The 22,597-nt window shown below is 69.6% G+C and carries 22 protein-coding genes and 1 pseudogene; 7 read left to right on the top strand and 16 right to left on the bottom strand.

The genetic code is table 11. The features are described from left to right. Positions 1 to 23 precede the first annotated feature (23 nt). The 3 genes and pseudogenes from ACF1B9_RS21960 to ACF1B9_RS21950 form a co-directional block, all read right to left on the bottom strand. Positions 24 to 389: a DUF4440 domain-containing protein gene (locus ACF1B9_RS21960; RefSeq protein WP_391742994.1), complete on the bottom strand. Its 366-nt coding sequence runs from the start codon at positions 387 to 389 to the stop codon at positions 24 to 26. A gap of 144 nt (positions 390 to 533) precedes the next feature. Beyond that, a complete protein-coding gene (locus ACF1B9_RS21955) occupies positions 534 to 743 on the bottom strand; it encodes a DUF397 domain-containing protein (RefSeq protein ID WP_391742996.1) in 210 nt (69 codons plus the stop codon). Continuing rightward, positions 740 to 1,577 (bottom strand): annotated as a pseudogene (locus ACF1B9_RS21950) (DUF5753 domain-containing protein). The gene ACF1B9_RS21955 and the pseudogene ACF1B9_RS21950 overlap by 4 nt, the downstream one beginning before the upstream one ends. Before the next feature lie 526 nt (positions 1,578 to 2,103). On the opposite strand from ACF1B9_RS21950, the gene ACF1B9_RS21945 reads away from it, so the two are divergent. Next, a complete protein-coding gene (locus ACF1B9_RS21945; RefSeq protein ID WP_391742997.1) occupies positions 2,104 to 3,165 on the top strand; it encodes a helix-turn-helix domain-containing protein in 1,062 nt (353 codons plus the stop codon). Between the two features lie 30 nt (positions 3,166 to 3,195). After that, positions 3,196 to 4,092, top strand: a complete 897-nt coding sequence (locus ACF1B9_RS21940; RefSeq protein WP_391742998.1) for a hypothetical protein — start codon at positions 3,196 to 3,198, stop codon at positions 4,090 to 4,092. A gap of 81 nt (positions 4,093 to 4,173) precedes the next feature. On the opposite strand, the gene ACF1B9_RS21935 is transcribed toward ACF1B9_RS21940, so the two are convergent. Beyond that, positions 4,174 to 5,331: an acyl-CoA dehydrogenase gene (locus ACF1B9_RS21935; protein WP_391743166.1), complete on the bottom strand. Its 1,158-nt coding sequence runs from the start codon at positions 5,329 to 5,331 to the stop codon at positions 4,174 to 4,176. Positions 5,332 to 5,529: 198 nt separating this feature from the next. On the opposite strand from ACF1B9_RS21935, the gene ACF1B9_RS21930 reads away from it, so the two are divergent. Beyond that, positions 5,530 to 6,873, top strand: coding sequence for a UDP-glucose dehydrogenase family protein (locus tag ACF1B9_RS21930; RefSeq protein WP_391742999.1), 1,344 nt, complete (start codon positions 5,530 to 5,532; stop codon positions 6,871 to 6,873). A gap of 10 nt (positions 6,874 to 6,883) precedes the next feature. Here the strand turns inward: ACF1B9_RS21930 and ACF1B9_RS21925 are convergent, their stop codons facing one another. Next, positions 6,884 to 7,396 carry a CGNR zinc finger domain-containing protein gene (locus ACF1B9_RS21925; protein WP_391743000.1) on the bottom strand — a complete coding sequence of 171 codons (513 nt, stop codon included), beginning with the start codon at positions 7,394 to 7,396 and terminating at the stop codon, positions 6,884 to 6,886. Between the two features lie 112 nt (positions 7,397 to 7,508). Between ACF1B9_RS21925 and ACF1B9_RS21920 the strand changes: the two genes are divergently transcribed. After that, on the top strand, positions 7,509 to 7,871 hold the full coding sequence (locus ACF1B9_RS21920) for a VOC family protein (RefSeq protein ID WP_351080985.1): 363 nt from the start codon (positions 7,509 to 7,511) through the stop codon (positions 7,869 to 7,871). Between the two features lie 60 nt (positions 7,872 to 7,931). Here ACF1B9_RS21920 and ACF1B9_RS21915 read toward each other — a convergent pair whose 3' ends face one another. Genes ACF1B9_RS21915 through ACF1B9_RS21905 form a run of 3 tightly spaced genes read right to left on the bottom strand, consistent with a single transcriptional unit; the run spans position 7,932 to position 10,828 of the window. Next, a complete protein-coding gene (locus ACF1B9_RS21915; protein WP_391743001.1) occupies positions 7,932 to 9,134 on the bottom strand; it encodes a dipeptidase in 1,203 nt (400 codons plus the stop codon). Between the two features lie 6 nt (positions 9,135 to 9,140). Further along, positions 9,141 to 9,680 carry a 5-(carboxyamino)imidazole ribonucleotide mutase gene (gene purE, locus ACF1B9_RS21910; protein ID WP_391743002.1) on the bottom strand — a complete coding sequence of 180 codons (540 nt, stop codon included), beginning with the start codon at positions 9,678 to 9,680 and terminating at the stop codon, positions 9,141 to 9,143. Further along, positions 9,677 to 10,828, bottom strand: coding sequence for a 5-(carboxyamino)imidazole ribonucleotide synthase (locus tag ACF1B9_RS21905; protein ID WP_391743004.1), 1,152 nt, complete (start codon positions 10,826 to 10,828; stop codon positions 9,677 to 9,679). Before ACF1B9_RS21905 ends, purE begins: the two co-directional genes overlap by 4 nt. A gap of 172 nt (positions 10,829 to 11,000) precedes the next feature. On the opposite strand from ACF1B9_RS21905, the gene ACF1B9_RS21900 reads away from it, so the two are divergent. Then, the gene (locus ACF1B9_RS21900; protein WP_391743005.1) at positions 11,001 to 11,525 is read left to right on the top strand and encodes a GtrA family protein; all 525 of its coding nucleotides are present in this window, start codon (positions 11,001 to 11,003) and stop codon (positions 11,523 to 11,525) included. Positions 11,526 to 11,704: 179 nt separating this feature from the next. Here ACF1B9_RS21900 and ACF1B9_RS21895 read toward each other — a convergent pair whose 3' ends face one another. Further along, on the bottom strand, positions 11,705 to 12,970 hold the full coding sequence (locus ACF1B9_RS21895) for an ATP-binding protein (RefSeq protein WP_376222842.1): 1,266 nt from the start codon (positions 12,968 to 12,970) through the stop codon (positions 11,705 to 11,707). 15 nt (positions 12,971 to 12,985) lie between these two features. Continuing rightward, complete coding sequence (locus ACF1B9_RS21890) at positions 12,986 to 13,663, bottom strand: response regulator transcription factor (RefSeq protein WP_351080973.1); 678 nt, start codon at positions 13,661 to 13,663, stop codon at positions 12,986 to 12,988. Between the two features lie 489 nt (positions 13,664 to 14,152). On the opposite strand from ACF1B9_RS21890, the gene ACF1B9_RS21885 reads away from it, so the two are divergent. Continuing rightward, positions 14,153 to 15,643 carry a peptide MFS transporter gene (locus ACF1B9_RS21885; protein WP_391743006.1) on the top strand — a complete coding sequence of 497 codons (1,491 nt, stop codon included), beginning with the start codon at positions 14,153 to 14,155 and terminating at the stop codon, positions 15,641 to 15,643. A 116-nt stretch (positions 15,644 to 15,759) separates the two neighbouring features. On the opposite strand, the gene ACF1B9_RS21880 is transcribed toward ACF1B9_RS21885, so the two are convergent. From ACF1B9_RS21880 to ACF1B9_RS21855, 6 genes are all read right to left on the bottom strand, one after another. Then, positions 15,760 to 17,103, bottom strand: coding sequence for a hypothetical protein (locus ACF1B9_RS21880; RefSeq protein ID WP_391743167.1), 1,344 nt, complete (start codon positions 17,101 to 17,103; stop codon positions 15,760 to 15,762). Positions 17,104 to 17,141: 38 nt separating this feature from the next. Next, complete coding sequence (locus ACF1B9_RS21875) at positions 17,142 to 18,263, bottom strand: hypothetical protein (RefSeq protein WP_391743007.1); 1,122 nt, start codon at positions 18,261 to 18,263, stop codon at positions 17,142 to 17,144. Next, positions 18,260 to 19,261, bottom strand: a complete 1,002-nt coding sequence (locus tag ACF1B9_RS21870; RefSeq protein WP_391743008.1) for a hypothetical protein — start codon at positions 19,259 to 19,261, stop codon at positions 18,260 to 18,262. The genes ACF1B9_RS21875 and ACF1B9_RS21870 overlap by 4 nt, the downstream gene beginning before the upstream one ends. Positions 19,262 to 19,351: 90 nt before the next feature. Beyond that, positions 19,352 to 20,023: a peptidase gene (locus ACF1B9_RS21865; protein ID WP_391743010.1), complete on the bottom strand. Its 672-nt coding sequence runs from the start codon at positions 20,021 to 20,023 to the stop codon at positions 19,352 to 19,354. Between the two features lie 217 nt (positions 20,024 to 20,240). Beyond that, on the bottom strand, positions 20,241 to 20,762 hold the full coding sequence (locus tag ACF1B9_RS21860) for an ATP-binding protein (protein WP_391743011.1): 522 nt from the start codon (positions 20,760 to 20,762) through the stop codon (positions 20,241 to 20,243). A gap of 196 nt (positions 20,763 to 20,958) precedes the next feature. Further along, positions 20,959 to 21,327, bottom strand: a complete 369-nt coding sequence (locus ACF1B9_RS21855) for an STAS domain-containing protein (RefSeq protein ID WP_391743012.1) — start codon at positions 21,325 to 21,327, stop codon at positions 20,959 to 20,961. A gap of 283 nt (positions 21,328 to 21,610) precedes the next feature. Here ACF1B9_RS21855 and ACF1B9_RS21850 point away from each other — a divergent pair, with 283 nt between their 5' ends. Then, positions 21,611 to 22,591, top strand: a complete 981-nt coding sequence (locus ACF1B9_RS21850) for an RNA polymerase sigma factor SigF (RefSeq protein ID WP_391743169.1) — start codon at positions 21,611 to 21,613, stop codon at positions 22,589 to 22,591. The last annotated feature ends 6 nt before the right edge of the window (positions 22,592 to 22,597 follow it).

Below are 22,597 nucleotides of genomic sequence, written 5' to 3'. Positions count from 1 at the left end.
CGGTGGTGACGATCCCGAGGCGCTCAGCTCGTCAAAGTTCCCTGGTGGAAGTACATGCGCCAGCCCGCTTCCGTCAGACGCCACACGGAGCTCCGCCATGCTCGGCGCCCGCTGTGGTCGGCGAAGTACGTCAGATGAACGATGCCGGGAGCGAGTACGACCCCCGACATATCGCTGACCTCGACCGGAGCTTCGGGGGTCACCGAACCGTCACTCGTCACCGTGAGGATCGACGTCGCGTCCCAGCGCCGTCCCGACGCTCCGATCTCGAGGAACTCCGGGTCCAAGAGCTCCGAGACCAGGGCCGGCGAAGCGCGCACGTCGGGGTCGAGAAGCCGCATCTCCGCGTCAATGGCCGCTTGAACGGCCCGTTCACTCTTGTCTGCCATGCACGAAACCTACGGATGTTCCTCGTCACGTCACAGCGAATAGTTCACGCAACGCAAGCAGCGACTCCGGCGATGACGTCATCCAGCCTCGGCCGCCCGCAGCAGCCTGCACGCCAACGTGATAGCCACCGAGTGCGTGTGGGATCAGTGCCCGGCGGCGTACAAGACGAAGCCCGCCCAAGCACCTGCCGCGAAAGCGAGCCGGGCCCCCTGCAAGTTCTTGGAGTCGCGCACGTGAACCACCCCCGGGGTGGCTGCGACCTCCACGCATTCGCTGCCGTCGCTGCTGTCGCTGTAGCTGCTCTTGAACCACTTCAGCCGGGAAGCGTCTCCAGCCGAGGTCTCACTGCTCATGTCTCTCCCAGCACTTGCTCGATGAAGGCCAGTGACTCCCGTGGAGTGAGAGCCTGGGCCCGGATGATGCCATAGCGCAGCTCCAGGATTCGGATCTGCTTCGGATCGGAGACCGGGCGGGCGGCGAACGCTCCGTCGGAGCGTCCCACCGCCGAACCGTCCCCGAACTTCAGCAGCTGAACATCTCCGTCCACCCCCGCGTGATCCTCACAGTCAGTCGGCATCACTTGGATCTCGACGTTCCGCAACTCTCCGATCTCCAGGAAGCGTTCGAGCTGTCGACGCAACACCATCTTGCCTCCGATGGGGCGTCGGAGCATCACTTCTTCCTGGACGAAGCTCAAAGCCGGGGCGGGCGAGCGTCCGAAGATGGACTGCCTGGCCATGCGCGCGGCCACTGCCAGATCCACCTCATCCTGCGAGTACGCGGGCCGCCGCATCTCGAACAAAGCTTGCGCGTACTCTGCCGTCTGCAACAGCCCGTGCGGGGTTCGGCTTTTGTACGCCGCGAGCTCGACAGCCTTTTCTTCCAGCTTCGCCAGATCCCGAACCTTCTTCGGGTACCGGACCTCCGCCACATCCCGCTTCATCGCCGCGAGCTTTCCGTCCGCCCCCAGCACCTCGTCCGCCCGGTCCAGGAACTCCGGCCGGGGGATGCGCCGTCCGCCCTCCACCTTGTAGACCAGGTCCTCCCCGTACCCGATCGCAGCACCGAACTCGCCGGCCCACCGCAGCGACGACGGCCACCCCCGACTCGTCGTCGGGGTCGACGTCCCAGCCCGGCTCGTCCGCCCCGCCGTCGCCGCGCTCGGTACAGGTCTCATCCACGCTCATCCGTGCCCCACTTCCGACGTGCATGCCGTTCTTGCTCAACCCCTGGTCTCCCCAGCAGGTCACGCCGGACAGCCGGGACAGCACTGGACAAGCCCGGGACAATCACCGCACGTATGGGGCTCATTGCCGTTCACGGTATGCAGGCACGACCACGCTGAGCGACGTGAACCAACAACGTCACCCGAACCGAACATTCCGCTCTCACCTGGCCGGGACTTCCAACTCGGCCTCACCGCCCACCGCGACGAGCTCCACCGGGTCGCGGAGGTCCACGACCCGGTGGACCACGTCACCGCGCCCCACGACGCATAAAGCTTTAAAGAACTTGGGGAAATCACCCTCCCCACCCAAACCCGACCCCGCACGGCCCCGTCACTCGCCCGGGTGACATATGGCAACTGGGCTGGATTTCATACGGGTTGACTGGCATATGCTCGCCGCGACAACTCCAGACATGCGACGGCCCCCGACCGAGATTCACAGTCTCAACCGGGGGCCTGACCACCGAGGAAGTAGAGGCTTCCCGATGGATACCCAGCAGATTACCGTGCCCTCGCGCGGTCCGTCCCCCGTACCCGGGGCCGCCACACCGTTATCCGGTGTCATCCACATCAACGTCCGGCACGCCGCAGGCTTCACGGTCATCGGCAATCACCTCGCCCAGCACCGCGGCCTCTCCCTCACCGCCATCGGACTCGCCGCACACATCCAGTCGCTGCCCGCCGGAGCGAGGATCGGCATCAAGCACCTCGCCGAACGTTTCCCGGAGAGCGAGACCCGGGTCGCCGCCGCCCTGCGCGAACTGGAAGCCCACGGCTACCTCCACCGCAGCCGCGTACGTCTCCCCGACGGCCGCATCGTCACCCGCACCGTCTCGTACAACCAGCCGGGCGCCACCGCGTCCACCGCCCCACCCGAGCAGCGGACCAGGCGCACCAAACCGGCAGCCCCGCTCCCCGCGCCACAGCCGCCACCACGCGAGAGCGCCGCCGAGCAGCACTTCGCCCCGACACCCGCACCGGAGCCCACCCCAGCCTCCGTACCGCACCCTGCCCCCTCCGAGACGCCGCAACGGCCCGTGCCGCAACGGACGCCCGAGACCCCGCCGGTCCTTGCACCCGAACCGCGTCCCGCTGCCGTCTTCGTACCGGCTCCCACCGCCCCCAGGACACTGCCCCCGCCGCTACCCCAGCCCCGGGAACCCACGTCGGAACTGCACCGCGCAGCCGCCGCGTTCCTCGCCGACCTGCGCCGCCACGCACCCCAACTCGTCCTCTCGGAGAACGACATCCACACCCTCACACCGGGCGTCGCCACCTGGCTCGAACGCGACGCCCACCCCGACACCATCCGCCACGTCCTCACCAACGACCTCCCCGTCCCGCTGAAGCACCCGGCGAAGCTCCTCCGGCACCGGATCACGACGCTCCTGCCACCGCCGCTGCCGGGCGCCGAGGACCTCGCACCCGCGCGCCCCGGAGTCATCGTCATCCCGCTCCAGAACTGCGACGGCTGTGACCGCGCCTTCCGCTCCCGCCACCTCGGCCACTGCCGCGACTGCCGGGCAGACCTCCACACAGCCGCCTGACGGAAACGTCCCCGACCCGAACGGACCTACATGGTCAGCTCGTCCCACGAGGCAATGCACCGCATCTTCCAGGAGTACCCGGGTCTCTTCTCCCGTGTCTCCGAAGTGCTCGGAGTCGACATCCCACCACCCACCTCGGCCACGGCCCTGCCCACCGACCTCACCGAAGCCCGTCCCGTCGAACGTCGGGTGGACACTCTCCTGCGCATCGACACCGAGCACGACGGTCCCTTCCTTCTCGCCATCGAAGCCCAGGGCAAGAAGGACCGGGCCAAGACCGCCAGCTGGCCGTACTACGTCGCCTACCTCAACAACAGATACGGGCTGCCCGTCCTGCTACTGGTCGTCTGCCAGGACCACGTCACCGCCGAATGGGCCGCACGCCCCATCTCGATCGGCGTCCGCCAATGGCAGACACTCGCCCTGAAGCCCCTCGTCGCGGGACCGCACAACATGCCTGTCGTCACCGACGTGGCCGAAGCCCGCAAGGACCTCGCACTCGCCACCCTGGCCGCCATCACACACGCCGACAATCCGGACGTCGGTGCCATACTGAAAACCCTGTCCGCCGCACTGCGGGACACACCGGAAGCAATCGCCGACCCCATCGTCGAACTGATCGCACAAGGCCTGGGCAACCGCCCGGCCGCACAACAGTGGAGGAATCTGGTGGCCGTGGACCTCTCTTTCTACAAGTCCTTCATGTCGGAGGAAATCCGGGACGAAGGCCGAGCCGAAGGCCGAGCCGAAGGCCAGGCCAGAGGACGGGCCGATGGGCTCCTGCTCATCCTCGAGATGCGCGGTATCGCCGTTTCCGACGAGTTCCGAGAGAAGATCACGAGCTGCAACGACCCCCAACTCCTGCATCAGTGGCTCAACCGCGCCACCACCGCCGCCACTGCCGAGGAAGTCTTCGCCGGGGAGTGATCCAACCCCGGCCTCTCCGCCGCATACACACGTCCGGCCCCCGACGCACACATCGGGGGCCGGACGCCGGAGCAGCAACCGTTATGGCAGGTTCCTGGCCATCACGATGCGCTGGACCTGGTTCGTGCCTTCGTAGATCTGCGTGATCTTCGCGTCGCGCATCATCCGCTCCACCGGGTAGTCCCGCGTGTAGCCGTAGCCGCCCAGCAGCTGGACCGCGTCGGTGGTGATCTCCATCGCGACGTCGGAGGCGAAGCACTTGGCCGCCGCGCCGAAGAAGGTGAGGTCGCCGTCGAGGCGCTCGGACTTGGCGGCGGCGGAGTAGGTGAGCTGGCGGGCCGCCTCCAGCTCCATGGCCATGTCGGCGAGCATGAACTGGACGCCCTGGAAGTCGGCGATCGGCTTGCCGAACTGCTTGCGCTCCTTGACGTAGCCCTTGGCGTAGTCGAGGGCGCCCTGGGCGATGCCGAGGGCCTGGGCCGCGATGGTGATGCGGGTGTGGTCCAGGGTCTTCATCGCGGTGGCGAAGCCGGTGCCCTCCTCGCCGATGATGCGGTCGGCGGGGATGCGGACGTTGTCGAAGTAGACCTCGCGGGTCGGGGACCCCTTGATGCCGAGCTTCTTCTCCGGGGCGCCGAAGGAGACGCCCTCGTCCGACTTCTCGACGACGAAGGCCGAGATGCCCTTGGAGCGCTTGGTCGGGTCGGTGACGGCCATCACCGTGTAGTACTCGGAGACGCCCGCGTTGGTGATCCAGCGCTTCACGCCGTTGAGCACCCAGAAGTCGCCGTCGCGCACGGCCCTGGTCTTCATGCCCGCCGCGTCGGAACCCGCGTCGGGCTCGGAGAGGCAGTACGAGAACATGCCGTCGCCCTTGGCCAGCGGGCCCAGGTACTTCTTCTTCAGGTCCTCGGAACCGGAGAGGATCACCGGGAGCGAGCCGAGCTTGTTCACGGCCGGGATGAGGGAGGAGGAGGCGCAGACACGGGCCACCTCCTCGATCACGATGACCGTGGCGAGGGCGTCGGCGCCCGCGCCGCCGTACTCCTCGGGTACGTGCACCGCGTGCAGGTCCGCGGCGGTCAGGGCGTCCAGCGCCTCCTGCGGGAAGCGCGCCTCCTCGTCGACCGCCGCCGCGTAAGGGGCGATCTTCGCCTCGGCGAGCGCACGCACCGTCTCGCGGAGCATCTCGTGCTCCTCGGCCGGACGGTACAGGTCGAAATCGGTCGAACCCGCCAAGACGCTCACTCCCCATGAAGCTAACTACCGTTAAGTAACCCAATTTTAGAGCCCGGCTCCCCTGATGGCCTATGGAATGCGCGCGTGAGCTTCACGACAGGGGTGGGAGAACCCACGCGGGCAGCCGGAAACCGGGCCTTCGAGGGCACGACTATGCTCGTTCACCGCACGTCTGTCCGCACCTTCCAGGAGCACTCCATGGCCCTCAGGATCACTGTGATCGGCACCGGCTACCTCGGCGCCACCCACGCCGCGGCCATGGCGGAGCTGGGCTTCGAAGTGCTCGGCCTCGATGTCGTGCCCGAGAAGATCGAGATGCTCAGCACCGGCAAGGTCCCGATGTACGAGCCGGGCCTGGAGGAGCTGCTCCGCAAGCACGTCGAGGGCATCGAGGGATCGACCGGGCGGCTGCGGTTCACCACCTCGTGGGAAGAGGTGGCGGCCTTCGGCGACGTCCACTTCGTCTGCGTGAACACTCCGCAGAAGCACGGCGAGTACGCCTGCGACATGAGCTACGTCGACAGCGCCTTCGAGTCGCTGGCACCGCATCTGACCCGGCCCGTCCTGGTCGTCGGGAAGTCGACCGTCCCTGTGGGCTCGGCCGCCCGGCTCGCGGCGCGGCTGACGGAGCTGGCGCCGGCGGGCACGGACGCGGAGCTGGCCTGGAACCCGGAGTTCCTGCGCGAGGGCTTCGCCGTGAAGGACACTCTGCACCCGGACCGGATCGTCGTCGGTGTGGCGAGCGAGCGGGCCGAGAAGCTGCTGCGCGAGGTGTACGCGGCGCCGGTCGCCGAGGGTTCGCCGTTCGTGGTGACGGACTTCCCGACCGCCGAGCTGGTGAAGACCGCGGCCAACTCCTTCCTGGCCACGAAGATCTCGTTCATCAACGCCATGGCCGAGGTCTGCGAGGCCGCCGACGGTGATGTGGTGAAGCTGGCCGAGGCGATCGGGCACGACGAGCGGATCGGCTCGAAGTTCCTGCGGGCCGGGATCGGCTTCGGCGGCGGCTGCCTGCCGAAGGACATCCGGGCCTTCATGGCGCGCGCCGGCGAGCTGGGCGCGGACCAGGCGCTGACCTTCCTGCGCGAGGTCGACTCGGTCAACATGCGGCGCCGCGGCCACATGGTGGAGCTGGCCCGGGAGGCCGTGGGCGGCGATTCGTTCCTCGGCAAGCGGGTGGCGGTGCTGGGCGCGACGTTCAAGCCGGACTCGGACGACGTACGGGACTCGCCGGCGCTGAACGTGGCGGGGCAGATACAGCTGCAGGGCGGCCAGGTCACGGTCTTCGACCCGAAGGGCATGGACAACGCCCGCAGGCTCTTCCCCACGCTCGGTTACGCGGACTCGGCGCTGGACGCGGTGCGCGGCGCGGATGTGGTGCTGCATCTGACGGAGTGGCGGGAGTTCCGCGAGCTGGACCCGGCGGCGCTCGGCGAGGTCGCCTCCCGCCGGATCATCCTGGACGGCCGCAACGCGCTCGACAGCGAGCTGTGGCGCAAGGCCGGCTGGACGTTCCGGGCGATGGGACGCCCGACGGCCTGACCCGCGCCCCTCAGCCGCGCTTGGCGCGGTAGGTGCGCATTTTGGCGCGGGCGCCGCACACCGACATGGAGCACCAGCGGCGGCGCCCCGCCGGGCTGCGGTCGTAGTACGCCCACTGGCAGTCCTCGGCCTCGCATGCCTTGAGCCGGGCCCAGGTGCCGTCGGCCGCCGCGGTGGCGATGGCCGCCGCGACGCGCATGGTCAGCCCCGCCGGTTCGGCCGCGGGACGCAATGTGGCGGCGCCCGCCGCGTCCACGCTGACGCGCAGGGGCGCTTCGGCGAGCAGCCGGTCGAGCGGGGGCGCGGCGGCGCCGTCCGGCGGGCGGTGGCCGGCGTGGGCGAGGCAGGCGGTACGGAGCGCCTCGCGCAGCACGCGCGCGTCCGGGACCTCGGACTCGGTGAGGGAGAAGGCGGCGCGCCCGTCCGCGGTATCGAGGGCGTCCGCACCGGTCTCGACGTCCAGTGTGTTGACCAGGGCCTCGATCAGGGCGAGTCCACCGGGCGCGGAATCCTTCGCATTCATGGTTGCGACGTTACCTCCAGTGCGGCAGCATGCAGTAACGGTTACCTGTTGAGACGACTTAGAGGTAACTTTCCCTGCCCGAAGTCTGTCCCCGTTCGAAGGAGGAAGTGCCATGGCTGTCGCCACACTGGGTGCTGTCGTTCTGGACTGTCCCGATCCCGCCGCGCTCGCCGGCTTCTACGCCGGGCTGCTCGGCGGGAAGGTCGAGGACGACGGCGAGGGCTGGGTGGAGCTGACCGGGGCCGGAGGCACGCGGCTCGCGTTCCAGGGCGCGCCCGGTCACGTACCGCCGCAGTGGCCGCGTCCGGACGGTTCGCAGCAGTTCCATCTGGATCTGTCCGTGCCGGATCTGGACGCGGCGGAGAAGGAGGTGCTCGCGCAGGGCGCGACCGTGCTGGACGCGGCGGACCGGGAGCGGACCTTCCGGGTGTACGCGGATCCCGCGGGGCACCCGTTCTGTCTGTGTGCGTGTTAGAAGCGGGCAGAAAAACGTGCGGGGCGCCCCTAGGGGCGCCCCGCAGTCAGGAACTCCGGCTCAGCCGGCCTGGGCGTCCAGCTGCTCGATCGTGGCGTGCGACGGCGCCCGGCGCGTGCCCAGCTCGCGCGCGACGTCCTCGGCGTCGCGCAGCACCCGTACCGCGTTCTGCCAGGTGAGCTTGGCGAGATCGGCGCTCGACCAGCCGCGGCCGAACAGCTCCGCGATCAGGTTCGGATAGCCCGCGACGTCCCCAAGGCCCTCCGGGAGGAAGGCGGTGCCGTCGTAGTCGCCGCCGATGCCGATGTGGTCGATCCCGGCGACCTCGCGCATGTGGTCGAGGTGGTCGGCGATCGTCGCCACGGTCGCCATCGGGCGCGGGTTGGCCGCCTCGAAGGCGGCGTGGATCTCCATGGCCCGCGCGGTGGTGTCGAGGTGGTGCAGGCCGTGGGCGCGCAGGTTCTCGTCCGCGGCACGGGTCCAGTCGACGGCCGCCGGGAGGACGAACTTCGGCACGAAGGTCGCCATGGCGATGCCGCCGTTGGCCGGAAGGCGGCCGAGGACGTCGTCCGGGATGTTGCGCGGGTGGTCGCAGACCGCGCGCGACGAGGAGTGCGAGAAGATCACCGGCGCCGAGGAGGTGTCGAGCGCGTCGCGCATGGTGGTGGCCGCCACATGGGAGAGGTCGACCAGCATGCCGGTGCGGTTCATCTCCCGTACGACCTCGTGGCCGAAGGGCGAGAGACCGCCGACGCCCGGCTCGTCGGTCGCCGAGTCCGCCCACGCGATGTTGTCGTTGTGGGTGAGCGTCATGTAGCGGACGCCCAGGGTGTGCAGGGCGCGCAGGGTGCCCAGCGAGTTGTTGATGGAGTGGCCGCCCTCGGCACCCATCAGGGAGGCGATGCGGCCCTCGGCGCGGGCCGCCTCCATGTCGTCGGCGGTCAAAGCGCGCCGCAGGTCCGCGGGGTGGCGCTCCAGCAGCTCGGCGACCACGTCGATCTGTTCGAGCGTGGCGCTGACGGCTTCGTCGCCCGCCATGTCGGACCGCACGTAGACGGACCAGAACTGGGCGCCGACGCCGCCCGCGCGCAGCCGCGGGATGTCGGTGTGCAGATGGGCGGACTGGTCGGTGGCGATGTCGCGGGCGTCGAGGTCGTAGCCGACCTGTTCGCGCAGCGCCCACGGCAGGTCGTTGTGCCCGTCGACGACGGGGTACTCGGCGAGGAGTTCCGCCGCCCGCTCAAGCTGTTCGGCCTTCTCCACCGGGGCCTACTTCCCGAAACCGAAGGAGTCGGCGCCCTCGACCTTGGCGCGCAGCCGCTTGCCCTTCTCCGTCGCCTGCTCGTTCAGCTCCTGCTGGAACTCCTGCATCCGCGCCAGCAGCTCGCTGTCGTGGGCGGCGAGGATGCGCGCGGCCAGCAGGCCGGCGTTGCGTGCGCCGCCGACCGAGACGGTCGCGACGGGGACACCGGCGGGCATCTGCACGATGGAGAGCAGGCTGTCCATGCCGTCCAGGTACTTCAGCGGGACCGGCACACCGATGACCGGGAGCGGGGTGACGGAGGCGAGCATGCCGGGCAGATGGGCGGCACCACCCGCGCCCGCGACGATCACCTTGAGACCGCGCTCCGCGGCCTGCTCGCCGTACGCGATCATCTCGCGCGGCATGCGGTGGGCGGAGACGACGTCGACCTCGTAGAGGATCTCGAACTCGTCGAGGGCCTTGGACGCTGCTTCCATGACGGGCCAGTCGGAGTCCGAGCCCATGACAATGCCGACGACCGGCGCGGCGGTGGCGGGGGAAGTCATTCGGTGATCGTTCCTCGCAGGTAGTCGGCCGCGTGCCGGGCGCGCTCACGCACGTCCGCCAGGTCGTCGCCGTAGGTGTTGACGTGTCCGACCTTGCGGCCGGGCTTCACGTCCTTGCCGTACATGTGGATCTTGAGCTGCGGGTCGCGGGCCATGCAGTGCAGGTACGCCTGGTACATGTCCGGGTAGTCGCCGCCGAGGACGTTGGACATGACCGTCCAGGTGGCGCGCGGACGCGGGTCGCCGAGCGGCAGGTCGAGGACGGCCCGGACGTGGTTGGCGAACTGCGAGGTGATCGCGCCGTCCTGGGTCCAGTGCCCGGAGTTGTGCGGACGCATGGCCAGCTCGTTGACCAGGATGCCGGGCTTGCCGTCGGGTCCACGGGTCTCGAAGAGTTCGACGGCGAGGTGGCCGACGACACCGAGTTCGGAGGCGATCCGGAGGGCGAGCTGCTGGGCCTCGCCGGCGAGCCGCTCGTCCAGCTCCGGGGCCGGGGCGATCACCGTGTCGCAGACCCCGTCGACCTGGATCGACTCGACGACCGGGTAGGCGACGGCCTGGCCGTGCGGCGAGCGGACGATGTTGGCCGCCAGCTCCCGTATGAAGTCGACCTTCTCCTCGGCGAGGACCGGGACACCGGCGCGGAACGGGTCGGCCGCGTCCGCCTCGGAGCGGACCACCCACACGCCCTTGCCGTCGTAGCCGCCGCGGACCGTCTTGAGGACGACGGGGAAGCCCCCGACCTCCTGGGCGAAGGCCGCGACGTCCGCCGGGTCCGTCACGACGCGGTGGCGGGGGCAGGGCGCGCCGATCTCGGTGAGCTTCGCGCGCATCACCCCCTTGTCCTGGGCGTGCACCAGCGCCTCCGGGCCGGGGCGCACGGGGATGCCGTCCGCCTCCAGGGCCCGCAGGTGTTCGGTCGGTACGTGCTCGTGATCGAAGGTGATCACGTCACAGCCGCGCGCGAAAGCACGCAGCGTGTCCAGGTCGCGATAGTCGCCGACGACGACTTCGTTCACCACCTGGGCCGCCGAGTCCTGGGGGGTGTCACTGAGGAGCTTGAACTTGATGCCGAGGGGGATGCCCGCCTCGTGGGTCATACGGGCGAGCTGACCGCCGCCGACCATACCGACTACCGGGAACGTCACTCCTCCAGGGTATCCGCCGCCCCGAAGCTCGCCCGACGACGCCCTCCGCCGCCCCCGCCGGGCGGGGTTCGTCGAGCACGGCCGCACCTGTCCGAACATCCCCGGCGCCCTGTGAGGGAGGCGGCTAGCATGGCTTGGCTGACGTAACCGACAGACAGGCTGAACCATCACCATGAGCGAACGGGGCGCACTGCGGGCCCGGCTGGATCTGCTGGCCCGGGAGGTCGCCAAGTTCGGCGCGGTCGGCGCCTGCGGCCTGGTCGTCAATATCGCGGTGTCCAACCTGCTCTGGCGCACCACGGATCTCCAGGTGGTGCGGGCGGGGCTGCTGGCGACGCTCGTCGCGATCCTCTTCAATTACGTCGGCTTCCGCTACTGGACGTACCGGGACCGCGACAAGAGCGGGCGGACCCGCGAACTGACGCTGTTCCTGCTGTTCAGCGCGGTCGGTGCGGTCATCGAGACCGGTGTGCTGTACGTGGCGACGTACGGGTTCGGGTGGAACAGCCCATTCCAGAGCAATGTCTTCAAGATCCTCGGGATCGGCATCGCGACGCTGTTCCGCTTCTGGTCCTACCGGACGTGGGTGTTCAAGGCGCTGCCCGCGAAGGAAGCCGTGCTGAACGCCGGGGGGTTCATCAAGCAGGGGCGTACGGAGCAGGTGCCGCAGGTCGAGGCGGACTCCGCCCGGCGGTAGGGCGTGTTTCGAAAGCCCCGTCTGGCCGGGGGCGCCCGGCACGCACGCTCGCTGCGTTGTCGGTCGTCGGCGCAGCCCGCTGCGCTCTCCTCCCTCCGCCTTGCGATCGCACGCACCAGACACCCCCGGCCCCGCCCTGCGGGCGGACGACGCTACTTTCGAAACACGCCCTGGCCGCTTCACCGCACCGGGCGTTCCGGTTCCTGTCTCTTCAGGGCCACCCGGCTGAGGAAGAGCGCGAAGACCGGTGGCTGCTGCTGGAGCAGTTCGAGCCGTCCGCCGTCCGCCTCCGCAAGGTCCCTGGCCACCGCGAGGCCGATGCCGGTGGAGTTGCGGCCGCTGATCGTCCGCTCGAAGATCCTGGCGCCGAGGTCGGGAGGCACGCCCGGACCCTCGTCCGTGACCTCGATGACCGCCTGGTTGCCGGTGACCCGGGTGCGCAGCGCGACCGTACCGCCTCCGTGCATCAGTGAGTTCTCGATCAGGGCGGCCAGCACCTGGGCGACCGCGCCGGGTGTACCGACGGCCCGCAGCCCCTGCTTTCCGGAGCGGACGATGGCGCGGCCCTCGCCCCGGTAGGCCGGGCGCCACTCCTCGATCTGCTGCTTGACGACCTCGTCGAGGTCGAAGACGACGGCGGAGCCGGTCCGCGGATCGCGGGCGTTGGTCAGCAGCCGCTCGACCACGTCGGTGAGGCGCTCGACCTGGGTGAGGGCGATGTTCGCCTCCTCCTTCACCGTGTCCGGGTCGTCGGTGACGGAGATCTCCTCGATCCGCATGGAGAGCGCGGTCAGCGGCGTACGGAGCTGGTGCGAGGCGTCGGCGGCCAGCCGGCGTTCCGCGGTGAGCATCCGGGCGATCCGTTCGGCGGAGGCGTCCAGGACGTCGGCGACCCGGTCCAGCTCCGGTACTCCGTACCTCTTGTGGCGCGGGCGCGGGTCGCCGGAGCCCAGACGTTCGGCGGTCTCGGCGAGGTCGGTCAGCGGTGAGGTCAGTTTGTTGGCCTGACGCACCGCGAGGAGCACCGCCGAGACGATGGCCAGCAGGGCCACCGCGCCGATGATCAGCAGGGTGCGGCCGACCTCTCGGGTGACGGCGGAGCTGGACTCCTCGACGGTGACCCGTTCGCCCTGCTCCCCCTCGGCCGTGCTGCTGATCACCCGGCCGGTGGGGCGCGTACCGACTTCGAGGGGGGCTCGCCCGGGGATCTTGACCAGGGCGTAGCGCTTCCTGGAGATCTGCTCGGCCAGCAGCGCGGGGTTGATCCGCTCGTCGCCCAGGAGCCGGCTCTCGACGACGCTGATCAGCCGCAGCGCCTCGGAGTCGACGCTCTCCTGGGCGCTGTTGCTGATGGTGCGGCTCTCGACGATGACGAGGGAGACGCCGAAGACGGCGATCACCACGAGCACCACGGCGAGCGTGGAGTTGATCAGTCTGCGGCGCATGAGTGCTTCTGTACGTCAGCTCTTCTCGAAGCGGAAGCCGACGCCCCGTACGGTCGCGATGTAGCGGGGGTTGGCCGCGTCGTCGCCGAGCTTCTTGCGGAGCCAGGAGATGTGCATGTCGAGGGTCTTGGTCGACGACCACCAGGTGGTGTCCCAGACCTCGCGCATCAGCTGGTCGCGGGTGACGACCCGGCCGGCGTCGCGGACCAGGACCCGCAGCAGGTCGAATTCCTTTGCCGTGAGCTGGAGTTCCTCGTCGCCCATCCAGGCCCGGTGCGACTCGACGTCGATCCTGACGCCGTGGGTGGCGGGCTGCGGGGCGGGCTCGCTGGCGCCGCGGCGCAGCAGGGCCCGGACACGGGCGAGCAGTTCGGCCAGGCGGAAGGGCTTGGTGACGTAGTCGTCGGCGCCCGCGTCCAGGCCGACGACGGTGTCCACCTCGTCGGCGCGGGCGGTGAGCACCAGGATCGGCACGGTATGGCCGTCGGCACGGAGCCTGCGGGCGACTTCGAGGCCGTCCATCCCGGGCAGGCCCAGGTCGAGTACGACCAGGTCGATTCCGCCCTGGAGGCCGGCGTCGAGAGCGGTCGGACCGTCTTCGCGGACCTCGACCTCGTAACCCTCCCGACGCAGGGCGCGGGCCAGTGGCTCCGAGATGGATGCGTCGTCCTCGGCGAGCAGTACACGGGTCATGGAGTGATGGTAGTCCGCGCAGGGGGGATGCTGTGAGGTGATCGAAAAGCCCTGCGGGTCCGCAGGGAAATCGGAGAAACGCCTTCGAATATGGGTGTGCGGTTCCATCGAAACCTGTGATCCATCTCTCAAGTCCATTCATATCCGGCGGTGTCGTGCGTATGGTGGCTTGACGCCTGTTGCACTACTCAAGGACCCTTGGGCAGCTTTTAGCGCCAAGGGTCTCTTTTGTTTGTCGGCTGGTACCCGCCAGCCGTGACTTCAGTGAATGACCTGTGGCCGGGCCCGGAGCGCGAGGATGCGCGCCGGGCGTGGATCCCGACGCGGTCGGTCCCCGTCTCCTCCAGTCGGCTCCCCGGTGAGTCCGGCGGTCGGGACGAATCCCCTGTCAGGCGTGGGGGTGGGGTGCGGCCGGGTCGGTGTCGGCCTCCCCCCACCGGGCGCGTCACGCTCACAAGGCGTCGCGTCCCGAGCACCCAAGGATCGACCATGGCGTCCAGCCTGACGAAGGACTCGGCCAGTACATCTGGATCCGAGAAGACCTTCTTCGGCCACCCCCGCGGCCTGGCCACTCTCTTCATGACCGAGATGTGGGAGCGCTTCAGCTTCTACGGCATGAGGGCCCTGCTTCCGCTTTATCTGGTCTCCGGTTCCGGCCTGCACATGAACGCGGCCACGGCCACCGCGATCTACTCCATCTACATGGCCATGGTGTACCTGCTGGCCATGCCCGGCGGCTGGTTCGGCGACCGGGTCTGGGGGCCGCGCAAGACGGTCACCGTCTCGGCGGCGATCATCATGGTGGGCCACCTCACGCTGGCGCTGCCCGGCTCGGGCACCTTCTTCGCCGGTCTGGCGCTGGTCGCGCTCGGCTCCGGTCTGCTGAAGGCCAACATCTCGACGATGGTCGGCCACCTCTACAACGGCCCGGAGGACCCGCGCCGCGACGGCGGCTTCACCGTCTTCTACATGGGCATCAACCTCGGTGCCTTCGCCGCCCCGCTGATCATCGGCACGGTCGGCGAGAAGGTGAACTGGCACCTCGGCTTCGCCATCGCCGCGGGCGGCATGGCGCTGGGCCTGGCCCAGTTCCTCATCGGTACGCGCCACCTCAGCGCCCGCAGCAGCGTCGTCCCGAAGCCGCTGTCGGCCGAGGAGCGCCGTACGACCCTGCGCAAGGGTCTGCTGTGGCTGATGGCCGCCGCCGTCTTCTACGGCGTGCTCGTCGCCACCGATGTGTACACGCTCAACTGGGCGCTCGTCCCGATCACCGTCGCCGGCCTGATCATTCCGATCGCCGTGCTGGTGCGGATCAAGCGGGACCGGGACCTCTCGAAGACCGAGCAGTCGAAGATGTCCGGCTACATCTGGTTCTTCGTCGCCGCGGCCGTGTTCTGGATGATCTACGACCAGGGCGGCTCCACGATGTCGCTCTTCGGTGAGTCCTCCACCACGAACAGCGTGCTGGGGGTGAGCTTCCCGACCTCCTGGTACCAGTCGGTCAACCCGGTCTTCATCATGGCGCTGGCCCCGGTCGTCGCCTGGATATGGCTGGCGCTGAACCGGCGTGGCAAGGAGCCGAGCACGGTCGTCAAGTTCGGCTCGGGCCTCTTCCTGGTCGGCGTCTCCTTCCTCGTCTTCATGCTGCCGCTGACCATGACCACGGACGGCGACAAGGTCAGCCCGATGTGGCTGGTGTCGATCTACTTCCTGCAGACCGTCGGTGAGCTCTGCCTCTCCCCGGTCGGCCTCTCGGTCACCACGAAGATGGCTCCGGCGAAGTACGGCAGCCAGATGATGGGTGTCTGGTTCCTCGCCGTCACCGCGGGCGACTGCACCACCAGCCTGCTGTCGCTGGCGGGTGTCAACCTGAACAAGACCGGCATGGTGGGCCTGGAGGCGGCACTCGCGATCGTCGCGGCGGTCGCGATCTGGATGTACCGCAAGAAGGTCGTGGAGCTCATGGGCGACGTGCGCTGACGTACGGTTCCCGCACCGTCCACGGCACAAGGGCCGCCGCACCGTCGACCGGTGCGGCGGCCCTTGTGGGTTCACCTCGTGCCGGTGAACCTCGTCCCGGCGCTACGTGAGCGGGCTCACCTGGTGCCACGCAGCCTGCGCCACGGGGTGAAGGTGAACACGGCGCCACCCAGCAGGATCGCCGTCCCCGCGACCAGGCCGAGCGCACGCAGGGTGCCGTTGTCCTCGGCCCCGGTGGCGGCCAGTCCGCCGCCGGAGGCCGTACCGCCGGCCGCGGAGCCGGTGGAGCCCGTCGTGGAGGAACCGGAGGCGCCGCCCTGCTGGGCGGTCGTGTCGAGTTCCAGTGACGGGGTCACCGATCCCTTGACCTTGCAGGGAATGTTGATCTTCGAGGCGCCCAGGGTGACATCGATCGTCAGGGTGCCGGGGCTGAGCGTGGACTTCCCGGACGCGCCCGGCTTGTAGGTGCCGGTCATGTCGGACAGGTCGACCGGCTTGCCCTGCTCCAGCGGTGCGGCGTTGGCCGGTCCGCTGACCTTCACCGAGCCCTTGTCGGCGCCACCGATGACGATGTCCATGGACGGCTTGAGCGCACCGGCGGGCAACGCGGCCGGGCTGTCCATCACGCCCTTGGCCGTCTTGACCGTGAGCGCGTAGCTCCCGCCGCTCCTCTTGGCGTTGATCGTCACCTTGGAGGCGATGTCGGCCGGTCCGGGGGACGTGCAGGTGAAGTGGACCGAGACCTCCTTGCCGGGGAAGTCGGTCTGGCCGCCGCCGGAGCCCGAGGTGGCGCCGCCCGCCGTCGTGGAGCCGGACGACGTGCCGCCCGCCGTGGAGCCGGAGGTGGAACCGCCGCTCGTCGTACCGCCCGTGGTGGAGCCCGAGGTCGTACCGCCCGCCGTCGTGGAACCGGAGGTGGAGCCGGAGGACGTGCCGCCCGCCGTCGTGGATCCGCCACCCTCCGTGACCTTGATGGTCGCGCCCGGCTGCACGGTCTCCTTCGGGGAGCACTTGGTGTCGGTGGAGATCGGCTTGGAGACGTTGATGTTGTACGCGTCCGGTGTGAGCGTGATCTCACCGACCTTCTCCAGCTTCAGTGTGCCCTTCATGTCGGGCAGCACCATGGCGCTGTTCTTCGGGATCGGCGGGTTCTGCCGCGGCCCCTCCATCTGGAGGGTGCCGGTGGCCGCCCCGCCCACCTTGATCGTGCCGGTCGGCTTGACCGTGTCCTTGTCCAGATCGAGCACGTCGGGGTTCTTGGAAGCGGCCTCGACCGTCTTCCACACCACCTCGACGGTGTCCCCGACCTTGGCCTCGGCGGGCGCGGTCAACTGCACCACGGTGGTGCCCTGCACGGCCGGCAGCCCGGAGATGGGCGGGGGTATGCACTCCGTCCTGTACGAGATGTCGGCGGCCTGGGCCGGGCTCGCGGCCAGCAGCAGGCCCGCGCTGCCGAGCATCATCGCGACTCCCGCCGCGACCGTCCTCCGTTGCGTACTCACGAATGTCCCTTCGTCGTCGGTCTGTTCTCTGACGGTGCGGAATCCGGTGTGAACCACGGCAGCGCGGCCGTCGTGGTCGTGGGCGCGCCAGCGGGGCCCTCGGCAGGCCGCGGTGGGCGGCGCAGCTTCGGGGGCCCGGCGGTCGCCCCGGTGAGTCGCGGGCGGCGACGGCGTCCGGAACGGGCCGGGGTGCGCGCGGAGCGGGGGCGTACCTTGTCGACGATCGCCATGCCGATGCGGAACACGGCGGCCGGTACGACGACGCACAGCAGGATCCAGAACAGCGTGACGCCCCAGGGGCGGCCGACCCCCCACGGCTGCTCGGCCAGGACCTTGCTGCCGTACTTCAGCGAGATCTGGTAGTCGCCGTGGGCGCCCGCCGACAGTTCGACCGGCAGCTTGATCTGCGCCTTGCGGCCGGACTCGATGGTGCCGCGCCACTGCCGCTCCTCCCACTGCGGGGCGAAGACGCCGTGCGCGGTGCCGATCCGGAAGACCGGATCCTTGACGGGGGCGGAACCCAGATTGCCGACGGTGAAGACCAGTTGCCGGGACGGCGGGGCGCCGAACCAGGTGAGGATGGAGCTGTCGCCCTCCAGCCGGGTGGTGGCCAGCACCGCCAGCCTGCCGCCCCCGGTCTCCTCGGGCAGCGCGGCGACCGGGTGGCCCGCGACGACGAACACGGCGTCGGCGGTGGCCTGTTCTCCGGTGACGGTCGCGACATGGACCACGCAGGGGCAGGGCACGGGCGGCTCGGCGACCGGCATCTTCTTGCGGAAGGCGCCCGCGGTACCGGTGGTGACGGCTCGACCTTCGGCGTTGGCGCAGGAGTTGGTGCCGCCGATCACGCCGCGGTCGGGGGTGGACCGGCCGCAGATGAGCATCATCAGCAGCGTGTTCGGACGCCAGCCGCTGCCCTTGACGGTGATGTCACCGCCCTTGCCCGCCTGCTGCTTGGAGAGGGTGACCGCGGGCTTCGGGTCCGCGGCCCTCGTACCCGCCGCGTCGGCGCCGGTCGCAAAGAGCATCAGCAGGGCGGGCAGCAGTACGCCGAGCAGCACGGCGGCCCGCCGGTGGACGCCGCCGTGCAGTGGTGCCGGTCCGGCCTGTCCAGTCACGATTCCGCTCCCGCCTTCGCCAAGTGCCTGCTCTCCGAGTGCTGTCGTTCGCCCGAGGACGGTCCGGGGCGGCCGTCGTCGGCTCCGTCGGACGGCCGTCCGCGCGAGCGCCGGAGCCGGTACGCGTACGCTCCCGCCGCTACGGCGGCCAGGATCAGCAGCGCGCCGCCGGTCACCGGCAGCCAGGGGACGAAGACCGCACGGGCCGTCGCCTCGCCGTGCGCACCGCCCGCCGCCGTGACGCGCAGTCGTACGGTCGCGGAGTCCAGGGCCGGGGCGTCCCGCCACGGTTCGGCGAGCCTGACGCGCTGTCCGGGCAGCAGCTCCACCGGCAGCGTGCGGGCATCGCGCCGCAGCAGCGTTCCGAACACCCCTTCGGCGCCGACCGTGATCCGCGGGACCAGGACCGTGTTGCCGCGGTTGACCAGCGTGTAGTGGATCGCCCGCCCGGACACGCTGACGTCCTCGACGGTGAGCGCGGCCAGCGTCGGCCCGCCCACCCGCAGTTGGACCCGTACGCCCACCGAGCGGTCGCCGCCGCGTACGACGATCGCGCCGGGGTGGTCGCCCGGCGTCGCGCCCGTCGGCACCGTGACCGAGAACGGCACATCGGCGCGGGTACGGGCCGGCACGGTCACCTCGGCGGCGGCGGTCCGCAGCCAGGCACCGGTCCCGGTGGATCCCGTACCGCGGCGTACCGAGAAACCGCCGTCCTCGGCGTTGTACGCGTCGGCACCGCTCAGCCGCACGGTGACCGGGGCCGTACCGGGGTTGGTGACGGAGAGCCGGTCCTGGAGCACGGTGCCGGGCGGGCCCTCCAGATAGAAGTACGGCCTGCCGTCGTCCGCCCCGGAACCGCTCACCGCGGGCCGGGCCGTCCACGCGGCCTCCCCGGACGTCGGCGTCCGGTCCGCGGCACCCGCCACCGGTGTCGTGGCGAGGACGAACAGCATGACGGTGAGGGCGAGTCGGACGGCGTGACCGGGCGGCGACGGCATGGGCGGCTCCCTTGTGCGTGACGACGGCTGGCTCGTGGGCGGCCGGGGCCTGTTCGGATCCGTCCCGATCCGAAGAGATGCCCCGCTGTCCTATCGGCCCACGGCCCGCTGCCCGCGCCTGGTCAGCCAGAGCACTCCGGCCGCGCCGGTCAGCAGCACCGTGCCCCCGAGCGTGCCGAGCGCCACGGCCGAGTCGAGCGGGCCGGTCTTCGGCAACTGCCCACCGTCGTCCACCGGGGTGCTCTGCGCGTTGCCCGCGGCCGTCACATCGAGCTGGAGCGACGGACCCGGGTTGTTGGAGGGCGTACAGGTCGTGGTCGTACCGAGCGCTTTGATGGTGAGCACACCGGCGGTGAAGTCGACCTTGCCGCTCTTCTTCGGCGTGTACGTACCCGACAGGTCACTGATCTTGATGGGGGTGTTGGCGGGTATGGCCGCGGAGTTCGACGCCCCGGAGACCTGGACCTGGCCCGGGTCGGCGCCCCCGACCTTGATGACCGCGCTGGGGTTCATCGCACCCTTGCCCAGCTCGACGGGGCTGGACGACACGCCCTTCTGGAAGGACATCGTGAGCTTGTAGCCACCGCCGCTCTTGACACTCTTGATGTCGATGGGAGACACGGCGCTCTTGTCGCCGATCGGGGTCTTGCACTGGTAGTCGACGTCCACGACCGTGGCGTGCGCGGCGGGCGCGGCCATCAGCACCACCGTGCCCGCCAGCGCGGACGCCAGCGCGAGAGCTGTTCGCTTCTGGTAGGACACCTTGAGTTTCCCCTCATGCCGGAGGTCGCCGTGCGCCCGTCTCTCACCGACGCAAGTTACTGACGACACATCAGATCGGGCGCTCAAGGTACGCCTGGGGCCTTGTGGAGGGAAGACAAAGAGCGCGCCGATCCGGCGCGCTCCTCAAAGGCGCGAATGCGGGGCCGCACACCCCCGGGGCCCGGCGGGGAACCGGGACCGGTCCGGACGAAAGCGCCTAGGCCGGGGCGGCCAGCTCCGCCCAGACGGTCTTGCCGGCCCGGTCCGCCACCCGCAGGACGCCCCAGTCCAGGCAGAGCCGCTGCACGATGAACATGCCGTGCCCGCCGGGCCGCCCGGCCCGGTGCGGGGTGCGCGGCGCGGGCTGGCCCGCGCCCGAGTCGGCGACCTCCACCCGCAGCACCTTCGCCGTGCAGGCGATACGCAGTTCCTCGGGTCCGTCCGCGTGCAGACAGGCGTTGGTGACCAGTTCGGAGACGACCAGCAGGACGTCCTCGGCGGCGGCGCGTCCGTCGGCGCTCGACGCGGGGAGCCAGCCCCAGTCGTGGAGCGCCTGGCGGGCGAAGTCACGGGCCGTCGGCACGATGCCGGCGATCCCCCGCAGCGACAATGTGCGCCATTGCCGCTCGGCCGGCTCGGGGGCTACCGCGCCGGCGTCCGCGTCCTCGCGTGCGCCCGCTCCGGCGTCCTCCGGCTCACGGCCGAGGTCGCCCGGCGGATGCTGCCGGGTGGTGCTCATCAGCGCTTCACCTCACCGATTCACCATGTCGCCATCGAACAGATACAAGTACAGATACAGATGCAGAGTGCGCGGTCACCCAGAGCCCTGCCGGATGTCTTCTGCCCGGCTGAATCGTGACAACACCCACTTCATCCACGTGGACCGCGTGACACGGGCAACACAGGAGGCACCCGGGCCGCGGAACGCGCCACGATCAGGCGTCCAGGGCCTCTTCGAGGGAGTCGTGGACGGTGAAGACCGCCTCGGCCCCCGTGATCTCGAAGACCCGCGCCACCACCGGCAGCATTCCGGCCAAATGGACCCTTCCCCCGGCCGCTTCCGCCTTGAGGCGGGCACCGAGCAGCACATTGAGCCCGGTGGAATCACAGAATTCGAGTCGCGAGCAGTCGACCACCAGGCGTACTCGCCCTTGTTCGACCGCGCTCTCCAGGGGCTCCCGCAGCAGATCCGCCGTGTGGTGATCCAGCTCACCCACCGGCGTCACGACCTCGCTGCGCCCCTCGGTGCGGGCCTCGACCTGAAGCCGACCCCGATGCGCACTGCCGACCGTCCCGCGGTCCATGCCCGTCCCTCTTCGCCGTTCGTCACTGCCTGCGTCTTTACGTATGCAGATTCGTTGTAGCTGTCGCTGACGTCACTGAAACAGTACGCGTTCCGTTCGCCACGCGGTACCCGAAGACCTCAACAAACCGGACATATAGCTTCAATTGGAGCTTGTAACTGTCCATCCGAACCGGGTAAGGGTATGAGGACACCCAAAACACGGCCGGCTTCGGAGGCGCCGCTTCACCGCAGGAACACGTATGGGCATCGGCAGCCATATGCCGAGAACGATGGAGGAGACCATGTCACCCCGGCTCGACGCACCGCGCACGCACGACGCGACGTCAGCATGTCCTCAGGGACCGACCCCCTCGGACTCCCCTACCGCGAACGTCTCGGACGGCACGCGCAACAGCGACATCAGCACCATCGGCGCGGACACCGCCGCCGACACCGACGACCACGTCGTCACGGACGGTCTCGAAGGACTTCCCGAGATCCCGCCCTACGACGAGGTGGGGCCGCTGGACGCCAGGGCCCTGTCGAAGACGCTCTTCGAACGGCTCGAATCCCTCGAAGAGGGCACCCACGAGTACTCGTACGTCCGCAACACGCTCGTCGAGCTGAACCTGGCCCTGGTCAAGTTCGCCGCCTCCCGGTTCCGCTCCCGCAGCGAACCGATGGAGGACATCGTCCAGGTCGGCACCATCGGCCTGATCAAGGCGATCGACCGCTTCGAGCTCAGTCGGGGCGTGGAGTTCCCGACGTTCGCGATGCCGACCATCGTCGGTGAGATCAAGCGCTTCTTCCGCGACACCAGTTGGTCCGTGCGCGTCCCGCGCCGACTGCAGGAGCTGCGGCTCGACCTGGCCAAGGCGGGCGACGAGCTCGCCCAGCAGCTGGATCGCTCGCCCACCGTGGGCGAGCTCGCCGACCGTCTCGACATCACCCACGACGAGGTCGTCGAGGGTATGGCCGCGAGCAACGCGTACACCGCGAGCTCGCTGGACGCCAAGCCCGAGGAGAACGACCACGAAGGCGCGCTGGCGGACCGCATCGGCTACGAGGACCACGGACTCGAAGGCATCGAGTACGTCGAGTCCCTGAAGCCGCTGATCGCCTCGCTGCCAGGCCGTGACCGCACGATCCTCTCGCTCCGGTTCGTCGCCAACATGACGCAGTCGGAGATCGGTGAGGAGCTGGGCATCTCCCAGATGCATGTGTCGCGGCTGCTGTCCCGCACACTGGTCAAGCTCCGCAAGGGGCTGACGCTGGAGGAGTGACGGGCA

Source organism: Streptomyces sp. NPDC014727, from assembly GCF_043083485.1.
Lineage (GTDB): Bacteria > Actinomycetota > Actinomycetes > Streptomycetales > Streptomycetaceae > Streptomyces.
Note: the sequence above shows the minus strand (reverse complement) of the source record. Positions and strands in the feature narration are given on the sequence as shown.

Bases quoted from the DNA above. Each gene is read 5' to 3' on its own strand.
- ACF1B9_RS21960 (WP_391742994.1), bottom strand. From the start codon at position 389: ATGGCAGACAAGAGTGAACGGGCCGTTCAAGCGGCCATTGACGCGGAG.
- ACF1B9_RS21955 (WP_391742996.1), bottom strand. From the start codon at position 743: ATGAGCAGTGAGACCTCGGCTGGAGACGCTTCCCGGCTGAAGTGGTTC.
- ACF1B9_RS21945 (WP_391742997.1), top strand. From the start codon at position 2,104: ATGGATACCCAGCAGATTACCGTGCCCTCGCGCGGTCCGTCCCCCGTA.
- ACF1B9_RS21940 (WP_391742998.1), top strand. From the start codon at position 3,196: ATGGTCAGCTCGTCCCACGAGGCAATGCACCGCATCTTCCAGGAGTAC.
- ACF1B9_RS21930 (WP_391742999.1), top strand. From the start codon at position 5,530: ATGGCCCTCAGGATCACTGTGATCGGCACCGGCTACCTCGGCGCCACC.
- ACF1B9_RS21925 (WP_391743000.1), bottom strand. From the start codon at position 7,396: ATGAATGCGAAGGATTCCGCGCCCGGTGGACTCGCCCTGATCGAGGCC.
- ACF1B9_RS21920 (WP_351080985.1), top strand. From the start codon at position 7,509: ATGGCTGTCGCCACACTGGGTGCTGTCGTTCTGGACTGTCCCGATCCC.
- purE (WP_391743002.1), bottom strand. From the start codon at position 9,680: ATGACTTCCCCCGCCACCGCCGCGCCGGTCGTCGGCATTGTCATGGGC.
- ACF1B9_RS21900 (WP_391743005.1), top strand. From the start codon at position 11,001: ATGAGCGAACGGGGCGCACTGCGGGCCCGGCTGGATCTGCTGGCCCGG.
- ACF1B9_RS21895 (WP_376222842.1), bottom strand. From the start codon at position 12,970: ATGCGCCGCAGACTGATCAACTCCACGCTCGCCGTGGTGCTCGTGGTG.
- ACF1B9_RS21890 (WP_351080973.1), bottom strand. From the start codon at position 13,663: ATGACCCGTGTACTGCTCGCCGAGGACGACGCATCCATCTCGGAGCCA.
- ACF1B9_RS21885 (WP_391743006.1), top strand. From the start codon at position 14,153: ATGGCGTCCAGCCTGACGAAGGACTCGGCCAGTACATCTGGATCCGAG.
- ACF1B9_RS21880 (WP_391743167.1), bottom strand. From the start codon at position 17,103: ATGCTCGGCAGCGCGGGCCTGCTGCTGGCCGCGAGCCCGGCCCAGGCC.
- ACF1B9_RS21870 (WP_391743008.1), bottom strand. From the start codon at position 19,261: ATGCCGTCGCCGCCCGGTCACGCCGTCCGACTCGCCCTCACCGTCATG.
- ACF1B9_RS21860 (WP_391743011.1), bottom strand. From the start codon at position 20,762: ATGAGCACCACCCGGCAGCATCCGCCGGGCGACCTCGGCCGTGAGCCG.
- ACF1B9_RS21855 (WP_391743012.1), bottom strand. From the start codon at position 21,327: ATGGACCGCGGGACGGTCGGCAGTGCGCATCGGGGTCGGCTTCAGGTC.
- ACF1B9_RS21850 (WP_391743169.1), top strand. From the start codon at position 21,611: ATGTCACCCCGGCTCGACGCACCGCGCACGCACGACGCGACGTCAGCA.